21 protein-coding genes and 1 pseudogene are annotated in these 24,838 nt (G+C 68.0%); 11 read left to right on the forward strand and 11 right to left on the reverse strand.

Annotated elements, in window-relative coordinates:
• Nucleotides 1–942: 942 nt before the first annotated feature.
• From D472_RS0108100 to D472_RS0108120, 5 genes are all read left to right on the forward strand, one after another.
• Entirely contained in the window at nt 943–1,602 is a 660-nt protein-coding gene (locus D472_RS0108100; RefSeq protein WP_017603984.1) for a DUF6230 family protein, read from the forward strand.
• Complete coding sequence (locus tag D472_RS25040) at nt 1,593–2,096, forward strand: DUF6114 domain-containing protein (RefSeq protein WP_239642934.1); 504 nt, start codon at nt 1,593–1,595, stop codon at nt 2,094–2,096. Before D472_RS0108100 ends, D472_RS25040 begins: the two co-directional genes overlap by 10 nt.
• Before the next feature lie 222 nt (nt 2,097–2,318).
• Nucleotides 2,319–2,990, forward strand: coding sequence for a hypothetical protein (locus tag D472_RS0108110; protein WP_017603986.1), 672 nt, complete (start codon nt 2,319–2,321; stop codon nt 2,988–2,990).
• A 221-nt stretch (nt 2,991–3,211) separates the two neighbouring features.
• Complete coding sequence (locus tag D472_RS0108115) at nt 3,212–4,885, forward strand: AMP-binding protein (RefSeq protein ID WP_026117499.1); 1,674 nt, start codon at nt 3,212–3,214, stop codon at nt 4,883–4,885.
• A gap of 159 nt (nt 4,886–5,044) precedes the next feature.
• Entirely contained in the window at nt 5,045–5,530 is a 486-nt protein-coding gene (locus D472_RS0108120) for a MarR family winged helix-turn-helix transcriptional regulator (RefSeq protein ID WP_017603988.1), read from the forward strand.
• A 153-nt stretch (nt 5,531–5,683) separates the two neighbouring features.
• Here D472_RS0108120 and D472_RS0108125 read toward each other — a convergent pair whose 3' ends face one another.
• On the reverse strand, nt 5,684–6,946 hold the full coding sequence (locus tag D472_RS0108125; protein ID WP_051045978.1) for an extracellular catalytic domain type 1 short-chain-length polyhydroxyalkanoate depolymerase: 1,263 nt from the start codon (nt 6,944–6,946) through the stop codon (nt 5,684–5,686).
• 229 nt (nt 6,947–7,175) lie between these two features.
• Between D472_RS0108125 and D472_RS0108130 the strand changes: the two genes are divergently transcribed.
• Nucleotides 7,176–7,994: an SDR family oxidoreductase gene (locus tag D472_RS0108130; protein ID WP_026117500.1), complete on the forward strand. Its 819-nt coding sequence runs from the start codon at nt 7,176–7,178 to the stop codon at nt 7,992–7,994.
• Nucleotides 7,979–9,976 carry a helix-turn-helix domain-containing protein gene (locus D472_RS0108135; RefSeq protein ID WP_017603991.1) on the forward strand — a complete coding sequence of 666 codons (1,998 nt, stop codon included), beginning with the start codon at nt 7,979–7,981 and terminating at the stop codon, nt 9,974–9,976. The genes D472_RS0108130 and D472_RS0108135 overlap by 16 nt, the downstream gene beginning before the upstream one ends.
• Here the strand turns inward: D472_RS0108135 and D472_RS0108140 are convergent.
• The 7 genes from D472_RS0108140 to D472_RS0108170 form a co-directional block, all read right to left on the reverse strand.
• Nucleotides 9,902–10,804 carry an alpha/beta fold hydrolase gene (locus D472_RS0108140; RefSeq protein WP_017603992.1) on the reverse strand — a complete coding sequence of 301 codons (903 nt, stop codon included), beginning with the start codon at nt 10,802–10,804 and terminating at the stop codon, nt 9,902–9,904. The two genes, D472_RS0108135 and D472_RS0108140, sit on opposite strands and share 75 nt — an antisense overlap.
• A complete protein-coding gene (locus D472_RS0108145) occupies nt 10,801–11,934 on the reverse strand; it encodes a branched-chain amino acid ABC transporter permease (protein ID WP_017603993.1) in 1,134 nt (377 codons plus the stop codon). Before D472_RS0108145 ends, D472_RS0108140 begins: the two co-directional genes overlap by 4 nt.
• Nucleotides 11,934–12,833, reverse strand: coding sequence for a branched-chain amino acid ABC transporter permease (locus D472_RS0108150; RefSeq protein ID WP_017603994.1), 900 nt, complete (start codon nt 12,831–12,833; stop codon nt 11,934–11,936). The genes D472_RS0108145 and D472_RS0108150 overlap by 1 nt, the downstream gene beginning before the upstream one ends.
• A complete protein-coding gene (locus tag D472_RS0108155) occupies nt 12,830–13,579 on the reverse strand; it encodes an ABC transporter ATP-binding protein (RefSeq protein ID WP_017603995.1) in 750 nt (249 codons plus the stop codon). The genes D472_RS0108150 and D472_RS0108155 overlap by 4 nt, the downstream gene beginning before the upstream one ends.
• The gene (locus D472_RS0108160) at nt 13,576–14,376 is read right to left on the reverse strand and encodes an ABC transporter ATP-binding protein (protein WP_051045980.1); all 801 of its coding nucleotides are present in this window, start codon (nt 14,374–14,376) and stop codon (nt 13,576–13,578) included. The genes D472_RS0108155 and D472_RS0108160 overlap by 4 nt, the downstream gene beginning before the upstream one ends.
• Before the next feature lie 2 nt (nt 14,377–14,378).
• Nucleotides 14,379–15,554 carry a substrate-binding domain-containing protein gene (locus D472_RS0108165; RefSeq protein ID WP_017603997.1) on the reverse strand — a complete coding sequence of 392 codons (1,176 nt, stop codon included), beginning with the start codon at nt 15,552–15,554 and terminating at the stop codon, nt 14,379–14,381.
• Nucleotides 15,555–15,718: 164 nt separating this feature from the next.
• Nucleotides 15,719–17,530 (reverse strand): PASTA domain-containing protein, encoded by a 1,812-nt coding sequence (locus tag D472_RS0108170; protein WP_017603998.1) that lies wholly within the window; start codon nt 17,528–17,530, stop codon nt 15,719–15,721.
• Nucleotides 17,531–17,645: 115 nt separating this feature from the next.
• Here D472_RS0108170 and D472_RS27475 point away from each other — a divergent pair, with 115 nt between their 5' ends.
• Together D472_RS27475 and D472_RS0108175 are read left to right on the forward strand one after the other, a co-directional pair.
• Entirely contained in the window at nt 17,646–18,164 is a 519-nt protein-coding gene (locus D472_RS27475) for an ADP-ribosylglycohydrolase family protein (RefSeq protein ID WP_083903409.1), read from the forward strand.
• 77 nt (nt 18,165–18,241) lie between these two features.
• Nucleotides 18,242–18,763 (forward strand): YbaK/EbsC family protein, encoded by a 522-nt coding sequence (locus D472_RS0108175; protein WP_017603999.1) that lies wholly within the window; start codon nt 18,242–18,244, stop codon nt 18,761–18,763.
• A gap of 208 nt (nt 18,764–18,971) precedes the next feature.
• On the opposite strand, the pseudogene D472_RS26665 reads toward D472_RS0108175, so the two are convergent.
• A pseudogene (locus D472_RS26665) lies at nt 18,972–19,555 on the reverse strand (class I SAM-dependent methyltransferase); the annotation flags it as partial.
• Nucleotides 19,556–19,732: 177 nt separating this feature from the next.
• Here D472_RS26665 and paaZ point away from each other — a divergent pair.
• Together paaZ and D472_RS0108190 are read left to right on the forward strand one after the other, a co-directional pair.
• A complete protein-coding gene (paaZ, locus tag D472_RS0108185) occupies nt 19,733–21,766 on the forward strand; it encodes a phenylacetic acid degradation bifunctional protein PaaZ (RefSeq protein ID WP_017604001.1) in 2,034 nt (677 codons plus the stop codon).
• Between the two features lie 137 nt (nt 21,767–21,903).
• Nucleotides 21,904–22,380, forward strand: a complete 477-nt coding sequence (locus D472_RS0108190) for an SRPBCC family protein (RefSeq protein ID WP_017604002.1) — start codon at nt 21,904–21,906, stop codon at nt 22,378–22,380.
• Between the two features lie 52 nt (nt 22,381–22,432).
• On the opposite strand, the gene D472_RS0108195 is transcribed toward D472_RS0108190, so the two are convergent.
• Nucleotides 22,433–23,854, reverse strand: a complete 1,422-nt coding sequence (locus D472_RS0108195; protein WP_017604003.1) for a dihydrolipoamide acetyltransferase family protein — start codon at nt 23,852–23,854, stop codon at nt 22,433–22,435.
• Nucleotides 23,851–24,837: an alpha-ketoacid dehydrogenase subunit beta gene (locus tag D472_RS0108200; protein ID WP_017604004.1), complete on the reverse strand. Its 987-nt coding sequence runs from the start codon at nt 24,835–24,837 to the stop codon at nt 23,851–23,853. Before D472_RS0108200 ends, D472_RS0108195 begins: the two co-directional genes overlap by 4 nt.
• Nucleotide 24,838: the final 1 nt, after the last annotated feature.

The following is a 24,838-nucleotide window of genomic DNA, read 5'->3' on the forward strand; positions in this document are numbered from 1 at the left end:
TGTTCCTGACTTTATCAGCTGTTCCGTGTCCCGCAACTCGGCGGTTTTCGGTGTGACCGATCGGGGTAAGGAGCCCGTGGTGCTTCTGCCGCCCTGCTTTTCCTCGGAGTTTCCACTCCGGGTTTCCGCTGGGCTTGGAAGCAACTCTTCGAGTTTACATGCTCCGAGCACTGCTCGAACCATTCCGCCTTGAAGAGGTCGCCCAGATCGCGGCCCGGTGCCGAGCTCGAACCCGAGGGGTTCCGCTCACCGCACCGCGGCGACTTGGAGAACACTACCCCCACTCCTGGACCCGAGCAAACCGAGTCGCATGTGTCTCCGGTCACTCACTCACCCCTTGCTTCCCCAACCGAACGACCCGACCGGGCACCCGCGGCTCCCCAGACCCACATCTCCATAGACGCCCGCCTCCCCCGCGCCTCCTGGGGCGCTCTCTCCCTTCGTCCGTCTCCCTTCGCGCGCGTGCGCGCGGAGCGAACGGGGGGTGGACAGACCCGGTCGCGCCCCTCGTCCCCTCACGCATTACTCACCGAAATGATGAATCTCCTTTCCCTGAACACTCACTCTCATAACAAAAATCGAAGAGACGATCGGACGACCTCCAAGGATCCATTCGAAGGATCCCCTGACCCCGCAGAACCATTGCCTCCTCCAGGAAGAGCTTCTTGAGATCCCGGATCTTCGCAGATCAAGGGCCTGGACTCACCTTCTCGTGCCACCACTTTGAGCTTGATCATTTCCGACCACAAAAATCGACCAGAGAAAAGCACCAAGAGAACTCTTGAAATCCGCGGTCATTCGTCTCATGATGTGAGCATTGCTAGAACAGATTCTGCTCTGGTGGCACCCCGCTGCACGGGGAGGAATCAGACCAGGTCGCGTGCCGGATGTTCGGGGGAACGGCGAGGCGCAACGCGGCCATGCACCCATGGAAGGACCTGCATGGACAGCACATCCCCCGATGATGTGGTCGGGACCGACGGCGTCTCGTCCCCCGAGAGCCACACCAGCTGGAAGAGGTTCGCCCTCTTCTCCATCCCCGCCGGTGCGGCGATCGGTGGAATCCTGGTGGCGATGGCCGGCGGTGCGCTCGCGGCCACGTTCAGCATCTCGAGTCAGGAATTCAAGATCTCCGCGGACGAGATGACCGGCACGGGGTTCGCCCAGTTCGGTTGGATCAACGCCACCGCCCGCGAACAACCGGAACCCGCCGCGGTCGCCGGAATTCGGGAGGCCGAGATCGTCGGACTCTGCCAGTCCGTTCTGACCACCGAGTTCCCGATGGTCGGCAACATCTCGCTGATGCTCACCGCAGGTGATGCCGGCACCCCCGTCCGAGCCTCCGAACTGGTCATCGACATGAATCAGATGGACGGTAACGCCCGGTTCGACAACATGGAGATCGGTCGGGACGCCTCCACCCTCGACAAGGGCCCTGACGGGCTCGGCCGTGGACAGGGCCACAACGACCTGTTCGGCATGCAGTCCGACACCATCTACGTCGAGAACCTGGAGCAGACCGCCCAAGCCGCGTCAGCCGGCACCTTCCGGCTCCACAACCTGAGTCTCGGTGTCTCCCTGGGGGATGAGGAGTGCTTCTGAGTCCTCTTCGACGTTTGTGGGCCTCCTGGACCCGATGGCGTAAACGTCGCCCCTTCGCGGGCGGGCTACTGATGATCCTGGCAGGGGTCGAGATGGTCGCGATCGCTCAACTGCCGTTGGAACTGATGCTCTACCTCGGCGTCGGATCCGTGTCCACCCTGATCTTCAGCGGCATGCTGATAGTCCTCGGGTTGGTCACCTGGTTCACCCCGAACCAGCACGTGGTCTCCGGTAGCTTCGCCGGATTCATCGCTTTGGGCGCTCTCGTGCTCTCCAACCTCGGTGGGCTCGTCATCGGAACCCTGCTGGCGCTGGTAGGAGGCGGACTCGCCTTCGCCTGGCGCCCCGTCGCCCGACCTCCCCGGAAACAACGAAGGCGACGGCGCGGCAAGCACGCGGGGCGAGAATCCACGGAGGCCGAACCCTTGGGGGAGGGGGAGGTCCGGGAGACCAATCCCCTCCCCCTTGAAGAAGACCGTCCCCTCCAAGCCTGACCCTCACGGGTCGAACTTCACCGTCTTCGTCCCGACCAGTGCCGCGTTCACGGCCGGGGCGCTCGAACGACCGGGGCGCACATGGGCGCACACCTAGGCCCGTGTGTCCCCGGTTGGTCCATCGGCAAGTTCCGTCTACCTACGTCGGCGCGTACAACAACCCTCAGTTGCGCCGGGCGTCCCTCGCGTGTGCCGTCCGGCCATCACACACAAGGAGTACTCATGTCGGTTTTGCGACCGAGATCCCGCAGCTCCGTAGTCCTCGCCGCCTGTGCCACTGGAGCCCTCGCCCTGGCCTGGGGCGGTTCCGCTTTGGCCGCCCAGCAGGGTCCGACCACCGTCGAGCCCGCCGGCGCCGCATTCCAGGCGACCATGGTCGGCTCCGCGACCTTCGACGCGGGCGGCACCCTCATCACCTGTGACGTCTCCGTGACCGCCCCCGGTGACGGGAACAACCTCGTTCCGGAGAGCCCGGACAACCACAACCCGGCCGGCCCTGTCTCCGGGCCCATCAATGCTCCGACCTTCGATGACTGCGGCACGAACGTGCCATTGGTCAACGCGCAGGTCACCGTGGCCGACCCTGTGTGGGAGATGGAGATGTTCGCCGGAGAGCCCTCCACGGGCAGCATGGTGGTCCCGGCCGCCGGGATCGTGGTCTCCACGAGTGGTCTGGCCTCCTGCACCGCCACGGTGAGCCCCGATTCCGAGGTCACCATCAGCGGCACCTGGACCAATGGCGACCCGGCGTCGACGCTGGCGTTCGACACCACGGCACCGGTCTTGGTGGAGGGCGGCTTCGGTTGCCCCGACACCGATGAGGCCTATTTCTCCGCCACCTACGAGGTGACCAACGTCGACGATCCCACCGCACCGATCACCGTGACCGGCTGATCCCGACCGGAGGGTCTCGGTCATTCGACCGGGGCCCTCCCCTCCCGGAACCTCGGCACTCTCCACACTGACAACTACGCGCCGGTAGTCACTCACCCGAAGACGAAGAAACGGTCCCGTTCCGTCACCTACGGTCGCAGTACTCCGTGGAGTCACGAGGCGAAGGCTTCCCGGAGGGCGCGGACCGCTTCGCCCGTCCCCGTACATCCCTCGGAGACCTCATGGCGTCCCAAACCGGCAGTCCGTCCACCCACTTCCGGCCCCGAACCTCGTCCAAGCTGGGGCACACCCTCAAGGTGGTCGGGGTACTCGTCAAGGCCGGGGTGCTCTCCCTTGGCCCTCCGGCCAAGATCGTGCGCCAGCTACGTCGACTCAGGGCCTGGGGCCCGACCATGGCGGGCGGTTACGCCGCCGCCGCCGAACGCGCCCCCGACCGGGTCTCGGTGATCGACGAAGCCGGAGCCACGACCTTCGGGCAGACGAATCTGCTGGCTCAGCGACTCGCAGGGGAGTTGCACCACATGGGGGTACGCCCGGGTTCTCGGGTGGGGATCCTGTGTCGTAACCACGGTGCGATGGTGCGGGCGATGGTGGCCTGCAGCCGCCTGGGCGCCGACTCCGTGTTGTTGAACACCGGGCTGGCCGCGGGTCCCTTGGCCGAGGTGGTCGAGAACAACGAGGTGGCGCTGCTCATCGCGGACGCCGATTTCGAGGAGCTCTACAAGGGACTGCCGAGGTGGATCCCGAGGGTTACCGCGTGGGGTGAGCCGAGCGAGCCGGGCCCTCGGGTCCCGTTGGAGCTCGTGGAGGGGGAGGTTTCGAAGGCCGAGCCGGAGCCACCGAAGAAGCCGGGCAGGTTGATCGTGCTGACCTCCGGGACGACGGGCGCCCCCAAGGGGGCGCGTCGTCCCACGCCCAAGGGACCGCAGGACGCGGCTTCGGTGCTGTCCCGGATCCCGTTGAACTCCAAGGATCGGATCCTGGTGTCGGCGCCGATCTTCCACACGTGGGGACTCGCGGGTGTCCAACTGGGCATGTCGATGCGGGCCACTTTGGTGATGCGCCGGCTGTTCGATCCGGAGGAGGTGCTGCGGACCATCCAGGAGCAAGGGTGCACGGCGCTGTTCGCGGTGCCGGTGATGTTGCGACGGATCATGGACCTGCCCCAGGCCACCCGAAATAAGTACGACACCTCCTCGCTACGGATCGTCGCGTGCAGTGGTTCGGCGATGAGCCCTCAACTGATCAACGATTTCATGGATGCGTTCGGCGACGTGGTCTACAACCTGTACGGATCCACCGAGGTGTCGTGGGCGACCATCGCGACCCCTGAGGACCTGCGGTCGTCGCCGACCACGGCGGGGCGGCCCCCGCTCGGTACACGGATCGCGGTCTTGGACGAAAGCGGTCGGGAGGTTCCTCCAGGCACCGAGGGCGCCATCTTCGTTCGCAACGAAATGCTCTTCGACGGTTACACCAACGGCGCGCACAAGCGGGTGACCGACGGTCTGATGGAGACCGGGGACCGCGGTCATGTGGACGAACACGGCCTGTTGCACGTGGCCGGGCGTGATGACGACATGATCGTTTCGGGTGGTGAGAACGTCTTCCCGCGTCCCGTGGAGGAAGCGATCGTGACGCTGCCCGAGGTGTGTGAGGTCGTGGTGACGGGTGTGTCTGATGAAGAGTTCGGACAGCGGTTCGTGGCGTACGTGGTGCCCCATGAGGGGCACGAGGTGGACCCGAACGCGGTCAGATCGCACGTCCGTGAGGCATTGGGGCGGTTCTCGGTTCCGCGTGAGGTGATCTTGGTGGAGGAACTACCGCGCAACGCCACCGGAAAGGTGGTCAAGCACAGGCTCGTGGACGACACCCGCAGGATCGAAACGAAGTAGCGCTGAAGTCTCGGGTGCCGGTGCGACTTCGCGCCGGCACCTTTGGCGTGTGCGTTGTATGCACGTATGTGCCCCTTCGTTCTCAAGGGTGGTTTTTACTTGTACGCAAGGCGGTTGTGGGCGTTGACATCGGGTGCGCGGTTACTACGATGACGAGTGATGCCCGAGCCTTCCCCACCCCCTGGGGGCGAATTCGAACTCCCCCCGGTCGACGAGCAGATGTGCTTCGCGCTGTACGCGGCCTCTCGCGCCGTCACCAACCTCTACCGCCCACTGCTCGACCCACTCAACCTGACCTATCCCCAATACCTGGTCATGATGCTGCTGTGGGAACGGGGCGAGTGCTCGGTCAAGGTGATCGGCACGGTGCTCCAACTCGACTACGGAACGCTCACCCCCTTGCTCAAGCGGCTGGAGAACGGCGGCCTACTACGACGTGACCGTGACCCCGACGACGAACGTTCGGTACTGGTCACTCCCACCGATCAGGGCCATGACCTGCGGGCTCGAGCCCAAGGCATCCCGGAAGCGATCGGGCGGGTGATCGACCTTCCCGAGGAGGAGTTCGAGACCACCAGGCTCGCGCTGCGTCGACTGACCGCCAACGTGCTCGCGGGAGAGGCTCGCGTGGCGAAGCAAGCCTGAGTTCGAGGACGTGCCCCCTCAGCACCGCGTTCGCGGAGTCGGTGGCGGGACCGGCGACGGACACCACGGGGGTCGTGTCCGTCGGCCACGCCGGGGGGAAACCGTGCGGGCGGGCCATGTGCCCGCCCGCGCGTGTGTCGCGGCTGTGTCGTCTCAGCAGCCGTCGACCGTGTGCTCCCAATGGCCCGGCGAAGTCTCGGTGAGGGAGGTCGTGATCGCCATGGTCCATAGGCCGAGCGAATCGTCGGAGCCTACCGCGTAGGCGAACCCGGCGCGGTGCACGGCGCGTCCCTCGTCGACGTGGACGTAGTTGTTCGCGGTGACGCACTCACCCGCGGGCGGATCGGTGGGTTCCTCGGTCGGAGGCTCGCCCGGTCCCTCGGTGGGCTCGGGCGTGGGTTCCTCGGTCGGGGGATCGGTCGGTTCCACCCCTCCGGCGATTCCCCAGAACTGCGCTGTGTACCCGGTGGAGCACACCGAGTCGAGGAAGTAGGCCCCCTCGGAACCGCAACCCGTGGCCGGATCGACCGGGGTCCCATGCCCCAGTCCCACCACGGAGAAGTGGGCGAGGGACGCGTCATCGGACCCGCCCCCGTAGTACGAGGCGGTGGTGGATCCAGGCAGTTCCTCGATCGCGTCCGGGGTGGTGGACAGTCCGCCGGCGTTCGCCCACTGGGCCACCGAGGCTTCTCCGTTGGCGGGGGCCACCACGGTGTCGGCGGTGCCGTGCCAGACGGCGACTCTGGGCAGCTCGGCTCCCTCGGGAATCTTGGCGCGGACCCGGTCGCCCCACTGTTCGGCGGTGCGGTTCTTACCCGGGTTCATACAGGTGAAGGCGTCGAGCATCCCGGTGGCGCACCCCACCGGGACGCCCGCGACGATGCTCCCGCCGGCGAAGACGTCAGGGTAGGAGGCCAGGAGTTCGGCGGCCATGGCGCCACCGGCGGACAGACCGGAGACGTAGACGCGCTCTGCGTCCACTCCGTGTTCGGCGATCGCGTACTCCACCATGGAGCGGATCGACCTGGCCTCGCCCGAGTCCCGAGCCACGTCGGCGGGCTCGAACCAGTTGAAGCAGCGGGTGGGGTTGTTGCTCGTGTTCTGTTCGGCGTAGACGAGCGCGATCCCGGAGGCTTCGGCCTGTTCCGCCCAACCGGAGTGGTGGTGGTAGTCGGAGGCGCTCTGCGCACAGCCGTGCAGGAGTACGACCAGGGGCGCGCCCGTGGGGAGACCGTCGGGCACGTATTCGTGCATGGCGAGGTTTCCGGGGTCCGCGCCGAAGGAGGGCACCGGATCCAAGGTGGCCGCCGAGGCCCTCGGGGCCATGAGGACGATCAGCGCGGCGGTCAGCACGAGCGCCACGGTGAGTGCGGCCAAGGGCGGAAATCTTCGGGCGTGGGAGAGATGGGGTCGCATGACGCTGCTCCGGGGGTTCGATCAGCGGGTGGTCCGGCCGGGCCTTTTCCCGGAGCCTAGGATTGATGTGATCTGCACGACATGTGCACGAGACCCTGACCGCTCGCCCCGTACCGGTGAGAACCCCACAGGAGGTCCTTGAGGCATGGTCGAACACCACATGTCCCACCCCGAGGCTGTGTCCGTCACAACCATCCCCCGCGACCCGCCCTCGGCCTAGTTTGCTGACATGACGACGCACGAGTTCCTGTCGCAGCCGCTATCGGCCACCCCCACCGCCCAGGCTTCCCCCCATACCCGCCATGTCGACCTCCATGGACGAAGCGCCCTGGTGACGGGAGCCGCCGGCGGCATCGGCCTGGCCTGTGCCCGACGCCTGTCGGCCGCCGGGGCCATGGTTCGTCTGATCGACGTCGACAGGGCCGCTCTGGACGTACTCGCGGAAGAGGGTGTGGGCGAGGTGGTCGAATTGGACCTGACCGACCTGGACGCCGCGGAGGAGGCCGCCCACGGCGCGGACATCGTGGTCAACAACGCCGGAGTGCAGACCGTCGCCCCCGTACAGGAATTCCCTCCGGATCGCTTCTCGCTGATCCTGCGACTGATGGTCGAGGCGCCCTTTCGTTTGGTGCGCGGCGCACTGCCGCACATGTACGAGCACGGTTGGGGGCGGGTCGTCAACATCTCCTCCGTCCACGGTCTGCGCGCCTCCGCCTACAAGTCGGCGTACGTGGCGGCCAAGCACGGCTTGGAGGGACTGTCCAAGGTGATCGCCGTGGAGGGCGCCGAACACGGGGTGACCTCCAACTGCGTGAACCCCGGTTACGTGCGTACCGCGCTGGTGGAACGACAGATCGCCGACCAGTCCGAGGCGCACGGCATCGCCGGGGAGCGGGTGATCTCTGAGGTGCTCTTGGCCCGTACCCCCGTCAAACGCCTCATCGAACCCACGGAGGTGGCCGAACTGGTCACCTACCTGTGCGGTGACCACGCCTCGTTCATCAACGGGGCGTCCCTTCCCATCGATGGAGCTTGGAGCGCGACCTGAACACCACCCCGAAGCCCTCAGGCGAGGGCGGCGCGCAAGGCGCCCAACGACAGGCCCTCTTCCTGGAACTGCTGCTGCGTGACGCGCCGGCCGTGGAGTACGAGCGGCCGGTGCTACGTGCTCGTTCGGACGGTGCCGACGCGGAGACGATCGCGGCGCTGGAGGGCACGAAGCTGGCGGCGCTACGGGTGCGATCGGTGCTGCGAGACCGACAACGTCGCGAGTCGGAACTGAGCGCGCTGTTCGAGACCGCCAACGACCTCGCCGGGATGCGCAGCCTGGACCAGGTGTTGCAGGCCATCGTGGAACGGGCCCGGCACCTGCTGGGCACAGACGTTTCCTATCTGACGTTGAGCGACCCGGAGGCCGGGGACACGTACATGCGCGTGACCTCGGGATCGGTGTCGGCGGCCTTCCAACAGTTGCGGTTGGCCCCGGGGCGGGGTCTGGGCGGTCTGGTGGCCACCACCGGGCTGCCGTACGTGACGGCGAACTACTTCGCGGACCCTCGGTTCGACCACGCGGACAACATCGATCACGCGGTGCGAGACGAGGGTCTGGTGGCGATCCTGGGAGTGCCGTTGAAGATGAACGGGCGTGGGGTGGGGGTACTCTTCGCCGCCAACCGACGTGAACGCCCCTTCGCGCACTCGGAGGTGGCGTTGCTGTCGTCGCTGGCCACCCACGCGGCGATCGCGATCGACAACGCGAACCTGATCGACGACACTCGCCGCGCCTTGGACGAACTGCACACCGTCAACGAGCGTTTGCAGCGGCACACGGCTTCGGTGGAGCGCTCGGCGGCGGCTCACGACCGGTTCACCGACCTGGTGCTGGATGGAGGTGGGGTGCGCGAGGTCGCGGCCGCCGTCGCGGAGGTGCTGAGTGGTTCGGTGCGTCTGCACGATCGGACCTCGGACGTGTCGGTGACGGCCTCTCCCAGCGGCGAGGTAGGCGAGCCGGCCCCCGGAGGAGATCCCCTCTTTGAAGGGGACGAAGAACTCGGTGAAGCCGTGCGCTCGTCCTTGGCCAGCGGACGTGCGGTGGCGGTGGGCGAGGTCTGGGTCGCTGCCGCCGCGGCGGGAGGGGAGCCCTTGGGCACCCTGGTGTTGCGCGGGGCCGAACTGGAGGGCACCGACCAGCGGGTGTTGGAGCGGGCCGCCATGGTGACGGCCCTGTTGTTGCTCATTCGGCGTTCGGTGAGCGAGACCGAGCACCGGGTCCGCGGTGACCTGCTCAACGAACTGTTGGAAGTGCCCGCGCGCGATCCGGTGTCGTTGCGGCAACGAGCGGCGCTGCTCCACACCGACCTGGACGCTCCGCACGTGCTGGTGGTGGCCGAGGCGGCGGGCGCGGATCCTCAGCGGCTGCGATCGGCGGCCACCTTCGCGGCCGAGACCACAGGTGGTCTGGTCACCAATCGCGGCGGGCGGCTGGTGTTGGCGTTACCGGGGTCGGAACCGGCCCAGGTGGGACGACGGGTGTGCGTGGAGTTGTCCGCCGCCGCCAACGGTCCGGTGACGGCCGGGCTCTCCGGCCCCACCAGGGGACCGGAAACCTTCCGGGAGGCGTTCACCGAGTCGGTCCGGTGCCTGCAAACGTTGCGCGCGTTGGGGCGTGAGGGTGACACGGCCACCATCGACGACCTGGGGTTCTCCGGGCTGTTGTTGGGTCGGGACCGGGACGTGTCCGGATTCGTCTCCTCCTCCTTGGGTCCGTTGTTGGAGTACGACGAGCGGCGGGGAACGCTGCTGGTGGACACCTTGAGGGCCTACTTCGCGGCCGGGGGCAACCTGTCCCGGGCCAAGGACCATCTGCACATCCACGTGAACACGGTGGCGCAGCGTCTGGAGCGGATCGGGCAGCTCATCGGGACGGACTGGCAGCACCCCGACCGCGCGTTGGAACTACAGCTCGCCCTCCACCTGCACGATCTGCTCGACAAGGGTGTGGATCTGCTCGGCGACCAGAGCGGCGCTTGAGGAGAAGAGCGGACTGTAGTGGTTGTCGTCGGCCAACTCGGTCGTGCGAATCGACGCGGGGAGGCCGGCGAGGCGTTCGGTCGTGTACAGGCCAGGGCTCTGGTCCATGAGGCCGCGCGCGGTCCACAGCAGGTGGGCGGGGCAGGGCAGGCGGTGGACGGCTCCGAGGACCTCGGCATCGGTCAAGACCTGGGAACCGTCCACGCGCACGGCCGTCTCGTCACAGGCGGAACGTTGCCGTGGTGGGCTGCCGACGAGGTCGCGTAGGACGTAGTCGTCCAGCCAGGTGTTCCAGCGCCCCTGGAAGGCCGGGTGCTCCCGCCAGAAGTCCCGGTAGTCGTCGGGTCCGGTGAAGGTCATACGCAGGCGGGCCATGGCCGGGCCGATGACGGTGTCGATGTCGGTGCCTGGGGGTACGGGCAGGCCGAACCCGCCGTCCACAAGGAGCAGACCGGCCACCACGTCGGGGCGGCGCACGGCCAGGAGCGCGGCGACGAACGCTCCCATGGAATGACCGACGACCACCGTGCGCCGTACGCCGAGGCCATCGAGCACGGCGATGAGGTCGTCGGTGTGAGCGGCCAGTCCATGGGGGCCGGGGAGGTGCCCACTGGCACCTCGACCCCGCAGGTCGGGGGCGATGAGCCCCGGCCCGCCCCGAGCGGAGAGTTCGGCCGCGGTACGGGCGAAGGAATATCCGTTGGCGGTGATTCCGTGGACGGCCAGGACCGGAACGCCGGAGCCGGAACCCCAGGTCGTCACGGTCAGGTCGCCCCCGGCGACGGGGACGGTGCACTCGTCCCCGTCGATCCGGGAGGGTTCGGTCACGAGTCGTCGACCTTCCGTGCGGATTCGGCGCGTCGGTCCCCAAGGGCGCTTCTGATTCGCCCCGGTAGGGCCACCATGCCGCCGGGGAAGAAGAAGACCATCAGGACGAAGAGCGTGCCGAGGACGAACAAGGGCTGGGAGAGGGGCGCCTCGATCCAGGCGGGCAGGGCGTCGAAGGTTCCACCGGACTGAAGCAACCGGTTCTCGGCGTAGGTGTACAGGGCGGCGCCGAGAAGCGGGCCCCAGCGGGTGCCCGCGCCGCCCAGGGCGACCATCACGAGGAGGGTGAGGGTGAACTCGGCGGTGGTGATGCCAGGGGTGACTCCGCCGTTGACCAGTAGGTAGGCCACACCTCCCAGCGAGGCCAGTCCACCACCGGCGGTGAACGCCACCAGTTTGTAGGGGTAGGGGTTGATGCCCAGGACCGCCACACGTTGTTCGTTGGCGCGGATGCCCTGCCAGACCCGACCCACGGGTGTGCCGGCCAGCCACCACACCACGGCCAGGACGACCACGACGTAGCCCACGGCCACCCAGTACAGGTTGACGGTGTTGACCACACCCACGAAGGCGGCGGGGATGGTCTCGGTGTTGAGCGCCAGGCCCTCCTCACCTCCGGTCCAGCGACCGGGGTCACGGGAGACGAGGATGGAACCCGCCTCCGCGAAGGCCAGGGTGACCATGGCCAACGCGATTCCGTTGACCCGCAGTGAGACCGCGCCCAGCACCAAGGCCAGGAGGGTGCCGCCGACCACCGCGATCAGTGCCGACCACAGCAGCGACAGGTTCAGCACGGACATCAAGAGTGCGGCGGCGTAGGCCCCGCAGGCGAAGTAGAGGGCGTGTCCGAAGGACAACAGCCCGACCCGTCCATAGAGCAGGTCGTAGCTGGTGGCCAGCCCGCCGAAGATCAGGCACAGGGCGAGCAGGTGCAAGGTGGAGGGGCTGTTGAGGGCGCCGTGGAACAGCCCGGGAACGTACAGGGTGGAGAAGGGCAAGGACAACGCCACCACCAAGAGTACGGCGGGCACCGCCCACCAGGGCAGGGAACGGCGTCGCCGAGCGTCAGGGACGGTGGGCGGTTTCGGGGATCCGGAGGCGTCATGGACGGCCACGTCGGTATCGGTCATCATGCCACCCTCTCCGCGGACTTCTTCGCGGTCAGACCGCCCTGCCTGGTGAGCAGCACCACGGCCAGCACGGCGACCACGGCGATGTCACCGAGTCCGGCGACGGTGTAGTAGTTGGCGAACTGCTGGATGAGGCCCACGGTCATCGATGCGATCGCGCAACCGGTGAGCGAGGTGGTTCCGCCGATCACGACCACGATGAACGCGAAGATCAGCAGTGACATCCCCTGGGTGGGGGTGACCACACCGAAGTAGAGGCCGCCCAAGGAGCCGGCGAGCGCGGCGGCGGCCCCGCCGATCGCGAACACCAGGGTGAAGGACTTGCGAACGTCGATCCCCAGGGCGGTGACCATGGCCCGGTCCTGTACCCCGGCGCGGACGATGAGTCCGTATCGAGTGCGGGAGTTGAACAGCCACAGGGCGACGAACACGGCGATCGCGGCCAGGATGAGCAGGTAGCGGTCCTTGGGGACGTTGACGCCTAGGAACGGGAGCGTGCCGGAGACCAGTTCCGGTCGGGGGAAGGTGAGCGGGTCGGCGCCCCAGATGGCCTGGATGAGCGCGGGTACCGCCAGGCTCAGACCCACGGTGGCGAGGATCTGTTCGCGGTGTCTGCCGTACAGCGGGCGGATCACGCAGAGTTCGACCAGGACGGCGGCAAGGGTTCCGGCGGCCACGCCGAAGACCACGGCCAGGAGGAAGCCCGCCCCGGCCGGTCCCGCCCCGGGCAGGTGGCCGGCGGCCCACCAGGTGCCATAGGCACCGATCGCCAGGAAGGCGCCATGGGCGAAGTTGAGGACGTCCATCAGGCCGAAGATCAGGGACAGGCCCGAGGCGATGAGGAAGTACAGGGCACCGAGACCGAGCCCGGTGATGATGAGGAGAACGATGGTGCTCATGTGGTGTCCATCCGTCCGTCCGTGGGTTCGTCGGTGGCCGCTCGGGCCACACCGAGGAGGGAGCGGACACGGTCGGCGTCGTCGAGGAGTTCTCCGGCGGGGCCGGTGTGGATGACCTTTCCGGCGTCGATGACCACGGCTTGGTCGGCCACCCGGCGCACCAGGGAGAGATTCTGCTCCACGAGCAGCACGGGAACGCTTTCGGCTGCGGTGGCGACGGCGTCGGCGACCTCACGGACGATCCTGGGTGCCAGTCCCTTGGTGGGTTCGTCCACGATGAGCAGCCGATTGTCGTTGAGCAGGGCGCGGCCGATGGCGAGCATCTGTTGCTGCCCGCCGGAGAGGGTGCCGGCCGGCTGGCTCGCCCTCTTGCGCAGCTCGGGGAAGAGTTCGTGGACCAGTTCGTAACGCGGATCGCCGGGGCGTCGTTCGGCGATGCGCAGGTTCTCGGCGACGGTGAGGGCCGCGAAGATCCCGCGTTCCTCGGGGACGTAGCCGATCCCGCGAGCCACGATGGTGTGGGTGGGGAGTCCGGTGACGTCGGAGCCATCGAGGGTGATCCGACCGGTACGGGGCACCAGTCCGAGGAGCGCCTTGACCGTGGTGGTCTTGCCGACGCCGTTGCGGCCCAGCACCGCGGTGACCCCGCGGCCGGGCATCGTGAAGGACACCCCTTGGAGGATGTGGGAGCCCTCGATCCACACGTGCAGGTCGTCCGCTTCCAGGAGCGGCGCGGGCGCGCTCACGCTCCGTCCCCGAGGTAGGCGGCCTGAACGTCGGGATCGGCCATGGCGGTGTCGGGGTCGGTGTAGGTGAGAAGGGCGCCGTGGTGCATGACGGCCAGGCGGTCGGCCATGTCGAGGAGCACCTCCATGTGGTGTTCGACCATGAGGACGGTGCAACCCTGTTCACGGTGCACGTCCTGGATGACGGTGGTGAGCTCGCCCACCTCTCCGGCGCTGACTCCGGCCATGGGTTCGTCCAGGAGGATGAGCCGAGGGCCTCGGGCCAGGAGAAGGGCGAGTTCGAGCTTGCGTTTGTCGCCGTGGGAGAGGTCACCGGCGAGGAAGTCCACGCGGTGGGAGAGACGGACCAGTTCCAGGGCCCGGGTGGCGTCGGCGCCGCCGTCGGGGGCGGCCGGTCGCCAGAATCGACGAGACTCCCCGGTACGCGCTTGGACCGCGAGTCCGACGTTGGCCCCGACGGTGAGGTCGGCGAAGACACTGGAGGTCTGGAAGGTGCGACCCATGCCGAGGGCCGCTCGGCGATGGGGCGCGTGCCGGGTGATGTCGTTTCCGGCCAGGCTCACGGTGCCGGCGGTGGGTTTGGTGAGACCGCTGATCAGGTTGAACAGTGAGGTCTTACCGGCGCCGTTGGGGCCGATGAGGGCGACGAACTCGCCTTCGGTGACGGCCATGGTGACGCCGTCGACGATGACGGCTCCGCCTACGGACCAACTGAGTCCGTCCAAGGCCAGAACGGGTGTGGCGGACCTCCCACCGGGCCCGGGGGTCACACCCGGCGGCGTGGTGTGGGTGCTCATACTCACTCCGCGATCGCGGGTTCGACGTCGGCGGCGGGAATCTCCGCGACGAGTTCGGGGTGGGCCTCGTCTCCCGTGCCGACCAGTTCGACCTGGTACATGGGCTGGATGAGGGCGTGATCCTCGGCTCGGATGTGCAGTTCACCCTTGACGCCCTCGAAGGTCCAACCGGACAGGGCGTCGATGCGCTCGGCGGTCTCGTCACCGGCGGAGGCGGCGTGCACGACCATCTGGGCGGCGGTGAAGCCGTCGGGGGTGAACAGGTCGACCTCACCACCCTCGGCCTCGACGGTCTCCTTCATGATCTGGGCGATCTCGGTTCCGGAGGCTCCGTCGAAGTAGTGGGAGAGGAAGGAGATACGGTCGCCGGCCTCGCCGAAGATCGGATAGGAGGGCTTGATGTCGAGCCCGGTGACGACCTCGGTGGAGTCGAGGACGCCCTGCTGATCGAGGGCCTGCCACATGGCGGAGGCGGTCTCGCCCGCCCAGGCGACGAAGACCAGGTCGGGGTCGGCCTGGTTGACCTGCTCGGCGAAGGGGGTGAGATCGGTGGTGTCCGCGGGAGCGAGGACACTGTCGACATTGGCGCCCTCGGCTTCGAGGACCTCGGTCACGGCGTCGACGTTGTCCTGACCGAACGCGTTCTGCTGGGCGAAGACGACGACGTCGGAACCCTCGGGATCGTCCATGAAGCCGGCGGCGGCGAGGATGTCCTGGTAGGTCTGCCGGCCCGAACGAAACGTGTGGTCGTTGATCCCGGTGATGGCGTCGGTGGCGGCGGCCCCGGAGATGAACAGGATGTCGTTCTGTTCGGCCAAGGGGGCGACCTGCACCGCGATCCCGGAGGCGGTGGAGCCGGCGAGGATCCCATGGCCGTCACCGATGAGCTCACGGGCGGCGGATACCGCCTTGTCGGGTTCACCCGCGTCGTCCATGTAGGTGACCTCGATCGAGCGACCCTCGATCTTCCCGGTGCCGTTGGTGGCGTGGTCCAGTCCGGTTTCGAAACCCTGTCGGTACTGCTCGCCGTAGGTCGCCAGCGGTCCGGTCGCCGAATAGACGATGCCGACCTTGATGGGCCCGTCCGCGTCGGTTCCGGCGGCGTCGCCGGGGCTGCCACAGGCGGCCCGGGGGATCGTGGCCGCGAGGACACCGGCGGCCAAGGGGGTCTTGCGCATGTTCTTCCTCCAGTCGGCACCCGCCGTTGGTCGCGGCGTGACCCGCCGGGGGATGGGGGTGCCATCCCGAAGGTAGAACCGTGGTGATCGGTTTCACATGTAGCCAAGGCATACATTCGGCCGCGAACCGGTGTCCCTGTCGCCCACAGTGAGACCTTCCAGGGCTAACAGGGTCCTTGGTCGAACCAGGCGCCCCATTCTCCGGCGACACCGGGGGGCAGCCCGTGGGTCCACCACCGGGCCTGGTACTCACGGCCCTCGTAGTGGACGCGGTCGCCCTCCCTGTAGACCTTGCGCGGATCCCAGGCCTGGCCGGAGCAACTCGGCGCGTCGTCGCCACCACCGCCGGGGGGCTCGGAGGCCTCACCATCACCGGGATCTTCGGGCCGGCCACCGTCGTCTTCCTGCTCCCGCCGGTCGTCCTGGGACTCCTCCTCGGTCGCCGTCTCCTCTTCGTCCTCCTCGATCTCCTCCGGGCCGGTGGAGATGGTGAGGGTGACGTTCCCGTCCTCGGGCAGGATCGTTCCGGGTTCGGGATCTTGTCCGCTGACCCGCCCCTGGGGAGCGGTGTCGCTGGGCACCTCCACCACGGTGGTGTCCAACCCCAGGTCGTCGAGGACGCCGGCGGCCTCCTCCTGTTCCAGATCGATCAAGGTGGGGACGATGACCCCCTCACTGACCTGGAGGGTGATCTCTTCCTCGCGGTCACCATCGTCACCGGCCTCGGGGGTGGTGGACAGGACGGTGCCGGGATCGTGGTCGGGGGAGTGTTCCTGCACCACCTTCACTTCGGTGAACCCCGCCTGCCGTAGAAGGGTGCGGGCCTCCGGTTCGGTGTCACCCGCCACGTCGGGAACCTCGACGAACCGTGGACCGATGGAGACCGCCAGCAGGATGTTGTCGCCCGCCACCAACTCCGTACCGGCGGCGGGGTCGGTCGCCGCCACCTCACCCGATTCGGTGTCGTCGCTGTAGGTGTCCTCGTAGGCGTAGTCCAGGTCCAGGTCCAAGGCGGCCAACTCCACCTCGGCCATCTCCACGGAGAAGCCGGTGAGGTCGGGGAGTTCGACGGCGTCGTCGGGCATCAACGCCCATCCCGTGGCCAAGAGTGCCAGGACGAGGACCCCCGCGCCCACCAGGACGGGGACACGGCGCCACACGGGAAGGGGGGTCCCATCCGTGGGTTCGTCGGCCTCGACCACGGGGATCGACTGAGTGGTCCGTCCCTCACCCGCGTCCTCGGCCGGCAAGGATCTGAGGACCTGTTCGACCAGGGTCAGGTACTGACCGGCGTCGCGCGGACGATAACGCGGGTTGGTCTCCGTGGCGTTGGCGACGAGCATGTCCAGATCCGGGGGGAGACCCGGGATCACCGAGGAGGGACGCGGCACGGCGTCGTGATCGAAGTGCGGCGAACCCGTCATCAACGCGTACAGCAGGCAGCCGACGGCGTGGACGTCGGTGCGCGGGGTGACCCCTCCGACGTCCACCATTCGGAAGCCGGTGACGGTCACCCGCCCCTCGTCGTCCAAGATCACTTCTCGTGGGCCGAGCCCGCCATGTACGAGACCTTGGTCGTGTGCCTCGTGGAGGGTGGTGAGCACGTCGGCCACGATCGACAAGGCGGCGTGCGGGCCGTAGCGGAATCCGTGCTCTCCCCCATCGAGTGTCTCGGCGAGGCTCTCCCCCGGCGTGTGCTCGGTGACCATGTACACGTGGTCGCCATCGTGACCATCGCTCAGGACTCGGGGCAGACCGGGAACCTCCAGCCCGGAAAGGGCTTGGGCACGACCGAGGAAGGCTTGCACGGTCGTGGGGTCGGCCGCGGCCTCGGGGCCGAGGAGGGTCACGGTGACGGGGCGGTCGGTGCTCGTGTCCCGGCCGGAGTACACGGACACCGTGCCGTCGCCACGGACTCGCTCTCCAAGAAGCACTCTCTCGTGCAACACGAGACCGGTGAGGGGATCGGGGGTCATGGTCGGATTGTACGGTGAGATGTCCTGAATAAGGTCCTTTATCAGGCCGGATACGGACCGTCACCGGACGCTAGGATGAGACCACGACGCCCCTTTCACCCCCAGGTGAGGCACCATGGTCTCCCCCGAGGCGACCGACCGGGCCGCAGGGGCCCTCTCGGGTGGCGCGTGTGGTGACGTCCTCGGCGTCCCCTATGAGTTCGGCGCACCTTTGTCAGGGATCCGGACGCCCGAGATGATCGGTGGCGGGCTCGGTCCCCACGCACTCGGGGAGCACTCCGACGACACACGGATGGCGGTGTGCGTCGCCGAGGCACTTCGTGATCACGAGGACCCGTGCTCTCCCGAGACACTGGGGCAGACCACCCGAGCCTTTTCGGCCTGGATGCGCGAGGGTGCCTTTGAGATCGGTGCCCAGACCGGACGGATTCTTCGAGGCAGCGACCGGGGCCTCACCAGGAGCGACGCCGGCGCGGCCGAGACGATGCTCCACCATTCCCGCTCCGTACCCGGAGGCGGTGCACGGTCGGCCCGGTTACCGCGCCGAAGGCCTCGGTGGACTCGCCTTGGCGATCGTGCGGCGGCACGTGGGTCGAGCCGGCGACGGCCACACCCGGTGCCGGGGGTTTCCTGACCGGGCGTGGCCATTTCCGGTGTCCGCCGTGCGGCATCATGGTGCCGCATGGTGCGGAACGCGAATGGGGAGCGGTCATGACCGAGCGGATCGAGTGGGTGCCCGCACTGGACCACCCTGAGTTGATGGCGGACCCGGTACGGGCCGTGGTGGCGAGGTTCGACGGGTCGGTCCGGGCCGCGAAGATCGACCCGGAGGTCGCGGACACCGCGGCGTTCTGTGAGCGCTACGGATTGTCCCTGGACACCAGCGCCAACTGTGTGGTGTTGGCCGCCAAGCGGGGCGGTGAGGTGGAGTACGCCGCGTGCATGGTCTTGGCCACGCAACGGGCCGACGTCAACGGCGCCCTGCGGCGCCACCTGGGGGCGCGCAAGGCCTCCTTCGCCCCGATGGACGAGGCCACCGGACTCACCGGGATGGAGTACGGGGGGATCACCCCGTTCGGCCTACCGAAGGAATGGCCGATCCTGGTGGACAAGGCCGTCCACGACACCCCATGGGTGGTCGTGGGCAGTGGCCTGCGTCGATCCAAACTGCGGGTTCCCGGCCCGTTGTTGGCCGAGCTGTCCGGCGCCGAGGTGCTCGCGTTGACCAAGTAGCGGCCACAGGTCGATTTGTCGACAAATCGACCTGTGGTTTCGGCGTGGCCCGGGTCGTTTTCGACCCGGGCCGGCTTCGTCATCGGGGAACACGTCGCACCGACGATCGGGCACGGGTTCGGGCCATGTCCCGTCGAAGGGGGAGCCCCGCACGTGCTCCGCGAGGGCCCTTCTCCGGTTCGAAGTCAGGTCGCGCAGCGAATCGACGCCCCAAGGCTCGACGGAAGCGGTACCACTTCGGTGCTGTCCGATTCATCGGTCGGCCCAGGCCCTTGGTGTCCGCGTCCTCGACCTCGGCCGACTCCCATTCGGGGAACGCCGCCTCGACCTCCGCCCGCGAAACCCCTTCGACCATTCGTCGATAGACCGACGGGCCGAAGGCGAGTACCAACAAGGTGGCTCCCGAAGTGGCGAGCGCCGTCACTACCCGGCCCTCAGCGGCCCGCTGTCCTGAATCGAGTCCCTGGAGACATCCAATGTCGAGGAAGAGGTCGAACGCGCCACCGAGGTCGGCCGACTCCAGGTCGGTGGCCTCACCCACGACGTAGGCGACCCCTTCGGGCTCCTTGCGGCGAGCGGCTTCGATTGCTGTAGGCACCAGGTCCACGCCCACGGCCTCCCGGCCATGGCGGGCCAACTCAGGCGTGAACCGCCCACGCCCACACCCGATGTCCAATGCCCGACCAGGACCCTCATCGCGTTCTCTCAGCTCATGTCGGAGCCAGGAACGAGAAGCTGAGCTCCGGCTGCGGGCCCGTAGCGCTCCCATGGGGTGAACCCCAGACGGTACATCCGCGCGTAGTCGGTCATGGCTCCACGGTAAGTCGGCCTCATAAGCCAGGGAAGGTGACCCGCTATCACCAGCGAAAGCGCTGGTGAGGCGCACATCCGCAGACCGGCACCTATTTACTGAACGATCGGTCTGTAATACTGTTTCCACAGACCACCAGCCGAGGAGAGGACCGTCAGGTGTCCGAAGTACTGGAGAGCTACGCCCAGGGGTCGTGGTTCACCCCCGCGGACAAGGGCGCGCCCCTGGCCGACGCGAACACCGGGGAGACCGTCGCCCGGATCTCGAAGAACGGCCCCGACGTCGCCGAGATGATCGAGTACGCGCGTTCCGTGGGCGGCCCCGCCCTTCGAGCACTCACCTTCCACCAGCGGGCGAACCTCCTCAAGGAGGTCGCCAAGCACCTCATGGAGTACAAGGACGAGTTCTACGCCCTTTCGTACCGGACCGGCGCGACCAAGCGTGACACGATGGTCGACGTCGACGGCGGATTCGGCACCCTCTTCAGCTTCTCCAGCAAGGGCCGCCGCGAACTCCCCAACTCCACCGTCATCCTCGACGGTCCCCTGGAGCCGCTGAGCAAGGGCGGCACCTTCGTCGCTCAGCACGTCTACACCTCCCGCCCGGGTGTGGCCGTGCAGATCAACGCCTTCAACTTCCCCGTCTGGGGCATGTTGGAGAAACTCGCCCCGGCCTTCCTCGCCGGTATGCCCAGCATCGTCAAGCCCGCCGGCCAGACCGCCTACCTGACGGTCGCCGTGGTCAAGCGCATGGTCGAATCCGGTCTACTGCCCGAGGGATCCCTCCAATTGCTGGTGGGCAGTCACCGGGGTCTACTCGACGACCTCGGCCCCCAGGACATCGTCGGGTTCACGGGGTCGGCCGCGACCGGCGCCATCCTGCGCAACCACCCGAACGTGGTCAGCGGCGGCGTCCAACTGAACGTCGAGGCCGACTCCCTCAACTGCTCGATCCTCGGCCCGGACGTGGCGGTACAAGACCCCGAGTTCGACCTGTACGTCAAACAGATCGTCACGGAGATGACCGTCAAGGCGGGGCAGAAGTGCACCGCCATCCGCCGGATCCTCGTTCCCACGTCGATGGCCGAGGCCGTCACCGAAGCCCTCACCGAACGTCTGGCCAAGGTCACGGTGGGCGCGGCCGACAATCCTGACGTCCGTATGGGCGCCCTGGTCTCCCTCGACCAGCGCGAGGAGGTCCGCAAGGCGGTCAAGGCCCTGCGCACCTCCAGCGCATTGGTCTTCGGTGACCCGGAAGAGGTCGAGGTGACCGGCGCGGACGCCGAGTCGGGCGCGTTCATGTCACCGATCCTGCTGCGTGCCGAGCCGGGCGCCCAGGAACCGCACGAGGTCGAGGCCTTCGGTCCGGTCAGCACGATCATCACCTACGACACGGTGGACGAGGCCGTGGAATTGGCCGCGCGTGGCCAGGGCAGCCTGGTCGGTTCATTGGTCACCAACGACGAGGACGTGGCCCGCGAGGTCGTCCTCGGGGTAGCCCCCTGGCACGGACGCGTCCTGGTGCTCAACCGGGACGACGCCAAGGAGTCGACCGGCCACGGTTCCCCGCTGCCGGTGCTGGTGCACGGTGGTCCGGGACGCGCCGGTGGTGGCGAGGAGCTGGGCGGCGTGCGCGGCGTCAAGCACCACATGCAGCGCACCGCGATTCAGGGCTCCCCGGACATGCTCACCGCGATCACCGGTCACTGGACCACGGGGTCGCGTCGCAGTGTCGGTGACGTGCACCCGTTCCGCAAGGACCTGTCCCAGCTGCGAATCGGTGACACCATCGCCTCGGCCGAGCGTACGGTCACCCGTGCCGACATCGACCACTTCGCCGAGTTCACCGGTGACACGTTCTACGCCCACACCGACGAGGAGGCCGCGGCCGCCAACCCGCTGTTCGGCGGAATCGTGGCGCACGGCTACCTGGTGGTGTCGTTGGCCGCCGGCCTGTTCGTCGATCCGGACCCGGGCCCGGTGCTCGCCAACTTCGGTGTCGACAACCTGCGCTTCCTCACCCCGGTGAAGGAGGACGCGGTGATCAAGGTGACGCTGACCGCCAAGCAGATCACCCCGCGAACCAACGCCGACTACGGCGAAGTGCGCTGGGACGCGGTCGTCACCGATCAGGACGGCGAGGCCGTCGCCACCTACGACGTCCTCACCCTGGTCGCCAAGGGCCAGGAGTAGGCAGGTCGTCCGCGTGACGGCGGATCGAGGGGACGTCGCGAGGCCATGAGGCGCCTCCGGTTCACGGGCCGGGGGCGCCTTCGCGTGCTCTCACCGATCCCCTGACATGCTGAGATCCTCGACGGAGGGGGAGCAGCGTGCGCGAACGTGACCGTAGGTCCCGACCACGGCGCACCACGACACTACGGGTGATCGAGGACTTCGACGCCCCGGTGGAGCGTGTGTTCGCACTGATCGTCAGTGAGGCGGGGTTCTTGGACGCCATGCCCGCGGGCGTGCGGGTGCTGGACTGGCCCACACCGTTCGGGGAGGGCGGAGTGATGAACCTGCGCTGGGGCGTGGCGGGCTTCTTCCCGGTGCGGTGGAGGGCCGTCGTCGACGCCTACGAGGAGGGCCGTTCCTTCAGCGACCTCCAGGTAAACGGCCCGCTCCGGTACTGGCGGCACACCCACCGGGTCGAACCGCACGGAGCGGGCACCCGGCACATCGACGTCGTGGAGTTCGCCACCGGCCTGGGGCCGGCGGGCGACCTCGCCCTCGCCGTCGCGCTCCGTGGCGCGTTCGGCCCGCGCCTGCGCCGAATGCGCACCACCCTCGAAGACCATCGGCCATGAGAAGCGCCCCGGGGTGCCGACACTCCCTCCGGGGCGCTCGTTCATCGTCCGCCTACATGCGGGCGATGGCCTTGGCCGGGTCCTCCATGGAGTCGGCGACCACACGCATGAAGCCCGCTGCCGCGCCACCGTCACAGACACGGTGGTCGAAGGCGAAGGACAACTGTGTGATCTTGCGAACCGTCAACTCTCCACCGACGACCCACGGGCGGTCGATGATGCGGCCGATACCGAGGATGGCCACCTGAGGGTGGTTGATGATCGCGGCGCTGCCGTCCACACGGAGCGAACCGTAGTTGTTCAGCGTGAACGTTCCGCCGGTCAGCTGGGCCGGGGTGGCCTTGCCTTCCCGGGCCAGACGGGTGAGCTCCTTGATCTCGGTGTCCAGTTCAGCGGTGGTGAGCTTGTGAGCGCCCATCACGGCAGGGGCGACCAGGCCACGGTCGGTCTGGACGGCCAGGCCGAGGTTGACCCCGTCGTATTGGACGAGTTCCTCGCGTTCGATGTCCACCAGGCCGTTGAGTTCGGGGTAGGCGCGTAGGCCCGCCAGGACGAAGCGGGCCACGTAGGCGAGCAGGCCGGGGCCCTCCGGGTCGGACCGTCGCAGACGAACCAGTTCGGTGGCGTCCACGTCCACCCACACCGTGGCTTCGGGGATTTCGCTCCGACTCCGAGAGAGCGAGGCGGCCACGGTCTTGCGGAAGGCACCCATCGGCACCCTCTGGGACTCGGCCAATCCGGTGCGACCGTCGATGGCGCCCGGCTCCACCGGAACAGGGGTGGTCGGGACCGCGTCGATCGGAGTGGAGGCCGCGATCGGGGCGGACGGGGCCGGAGCGGTGGTGATGGCACCGGCCGCCTCGATCGCGGAGCGTACGTCGCGCCGGGTGATGAGCCCACCCGGGCCACTTCCCTGGATGTCGGCCACGCGCAATCCGGCCTGACGAGCCATCTGGCGGACCAGGGGAGAGGTGACCAGCGGAACCCGGCGTGCGGGGAGTGCGGGCTGGGCACCGCGAGCCGGCGGACGGTTGCGTGGACGGCGGCGTCGACCCGAGGCCTGGGCCTCGGGGGTGCCGTAGCCGATGAGGACGTTGCCCGAACCCGAACCGGCCCGCTCCTCCTCTCGGTAGCGCTCACCGGCGGGATCCACGGCGCTTCCCGCCTCGGAGCCCTCCTCGGCTCGGGCGACCGTGACGGAGCCGGTCGTGGGTTCGGTGGTCGGTGATGGCGCCCCGGACTCCACGGTGATGAGCGGCTTACCGACCTCCATCACCTCGCCCTCCTTCCCGTGTAGGACGGCGACCGTACCGGCGTAGGGGGAGGGGACCTCGACGATCGACTTGGCGGTCTCCACCTCGGCGATCGGCTGGTCGAGGGCGACGACGTCACCGACGCCGACCAGCCAGCGGACCACCTCGGCCTCGGTCAATCCCTCCCCCAGGTCGGGGAGGTCGAAGATCTGGACGGTCACTGGTCCTCCCACTGCAGGTCGTCGACGGCGTCGAGGATGCGGTCCACGCTGGGCAGTTGGAAGCGTTCCAGCTTGGGCGGGGGGAAGGGGATGTCGAAGCCGGTGACCCGGCGTACCGGGGCGGCCAGGGAATGGAAGCAACGTTCGGTGACCCGGGCGACGATCTCCGAGGCGACACTGGCGTAACCACTGGCCTCGGCGACCACGACGGCACGGCCGGTGGAACGGACCGCGGCGCACACGGTCTCGTCGTCGAAGGGGACGGGGGAGCGCACGTCCACGACCTGGAGGCTGCGACCTTCCTGTGCGGCGACCTCGGCGGCCTCCAGCGCGGTCGACACGGAGGGCCCGTAGGCGATGAGGGTGGCGTCGGTGCCCTGACGTCGAATGACCGCCTTTCCCATGGCGGGCGCGGGCCGGTCGAAGTCGACCTCGTCCTTGGCCCAGTAGAGCTTCTTGGGCTCCATGAACACGACCGGATCGGGGGAGGCGATGGACTCACGCAGGAGGAAGTAGGCGTCCTCGGGGGTGGCCGGGGTGACGACCTTCAGCCCGGGGGTGTGGGCGTAGTAGGCCTCGGATGAATCGCAATGGTGCTCGACGCCGCCGATACCGCCGGCGAAGGGCACCCGGATGACCATGGGCAGGCCTACCCGGCCACGGGTGCGATTGCGAGTCTTGGCCACGTGGCTGGCGATCTGTTCGAAGGCCGGGTAGGCGAAGGCATCGAACTGCATCTCGACGACCGGGCGCATCCCGTTCATCGCCATGCCCACGGCCATACCGACGATGCCGGACTCGGCCAGCGGGGTGTCGAAGCAGCGGTCCTCGCCGAACTCGGCGGTCAGGCCGTCGGTGATGCGAAAGACACCGCCGAGCGGGCCGACGTCCTCACCGAAGACGTAGACGGAGGGGTCCTGTGCGAGGGAATCGCGCAACGCCCGGTTGAGCGCCTGCGCCATGGAGAGCTTCTCGGTCGCCATC

The sequence above is a fragment of the Nocardiopsis alkaliphila YIM 80379 genome (assembly GCF_000341005.1).
Lineage (GTDB): Bacteria > Actinomycetota > Actinomycetes > Streptosporangiales > Streptosporangiaceae > Nocardiopsis > Nocardiopsis alkaliphila.

What these genes read in the sequence shown, in the direction of transcription:
- D472_RS0108100 (WP_017603984.1), top strand. Translation starts at nt 943, where the DNA reads ATGGACAGCACATCCCCCGATGATGTGGTCGGGACCGACGGCGTCTCG.
- D472_RS0108110 (WP_017603986.1), top strand. Translation starts at nt 2,319, where the DNA reads ATGTCGGTTTTGCGACCGAGATCCCGCAGCTCCGTAGTCCTCGCCGCC.
- D472_RS0108115 (WP_026117499.1), top strand. Translation starts at nt 3,212, where the DNA reads ATGGCGTCCCAAACCGGCAGTCCGTCCACCCACTTCCGGCCCCGAACC.
- D472_RS0108120 (WP_017603988.1), top strand. Translation starts at nt 5,045, where the DNA reads ATGCCCGAGCCTTCCCCACCCCCTGGGGGCGAATTCGAACTCCCCCCG.
- D472_RS0108125 (WP_051045978.1), bottom strand. Translation starts at nt 6,946, where the DNA reads ATGCGACCCCATCTCTCCCACGCCCGAAGATTTCCGCCCTTGGCCGCA.
- D472_RS0108130 (WP_026117500.1), top strand. Translation starts at nt 7,176, where the DNA reads ATGACGACGCACGAGTTCCTGTCGCAGCCGCTATCGGCCACCCCCACC.
- D472_RS0108145 (WP_017603993.1), bottom strand. Translation starts at nt 11,934, where the DNA reads ATGACCGATACCGACGTGGCCGTCCATGACGCCTCCGGATCCCCGAAA.
- D472_RS0108150 (WP_017603994.1), bottom strand. Translation starts at nt 12,833, where the DNA reads ATGAGCACCATCGTTCTCCTCATCATCACCGGGCTCGGTCTCGGTGCC.
- D472_RS0108160 (WP_051045980.1), bottom strand. Translation starts at nt 14,376, where the DNA reads ATGAGCACCCACACCACGCCGCCGGGTGTGACCCCCGGGCCCGGTGGG.
- D472_RS0108165 (WP_017603997.1), bottom strand. Translation starts at nt 15,554, where the DNA reads ATGCGCAAGACCCCCTTGGCCGCCGGTGTCCTCGCGGCCACGATCCCC.
- D472_RS0108170 (WP_017603998.1), bottom strand. Translation starts at nt 17,530, where the DNA reads ATGACCCCCGATCCCCTCACCGGTCTCGTGTTGCACGAGAGAGTGCTT.
- D472_RS27475 (WP_083903409.1), top strand. Translation starts at nt 17,646, where the DNA reads ATGGTCTCCCCCGAGGCGACCGACCGGGCCGCAGGGGCCCTCTCGGGT.
- D472_RS0108175 (WP_017603999.1), top strand. Translation starts at nt 18,242, where the DNA reads ATGACCGAGCGGATCGAGTGGGTGCCCGCACTGGACCACCCTGAGTTG.
- D472_RS0108200 (WP_017604004.1), bottom strand. Translation starts at nt 24,837, where the DNA reads ATGGCGACCGAGAAGCTCTCCATGGCGCAGGCGCTCAACCGGGCGTTG.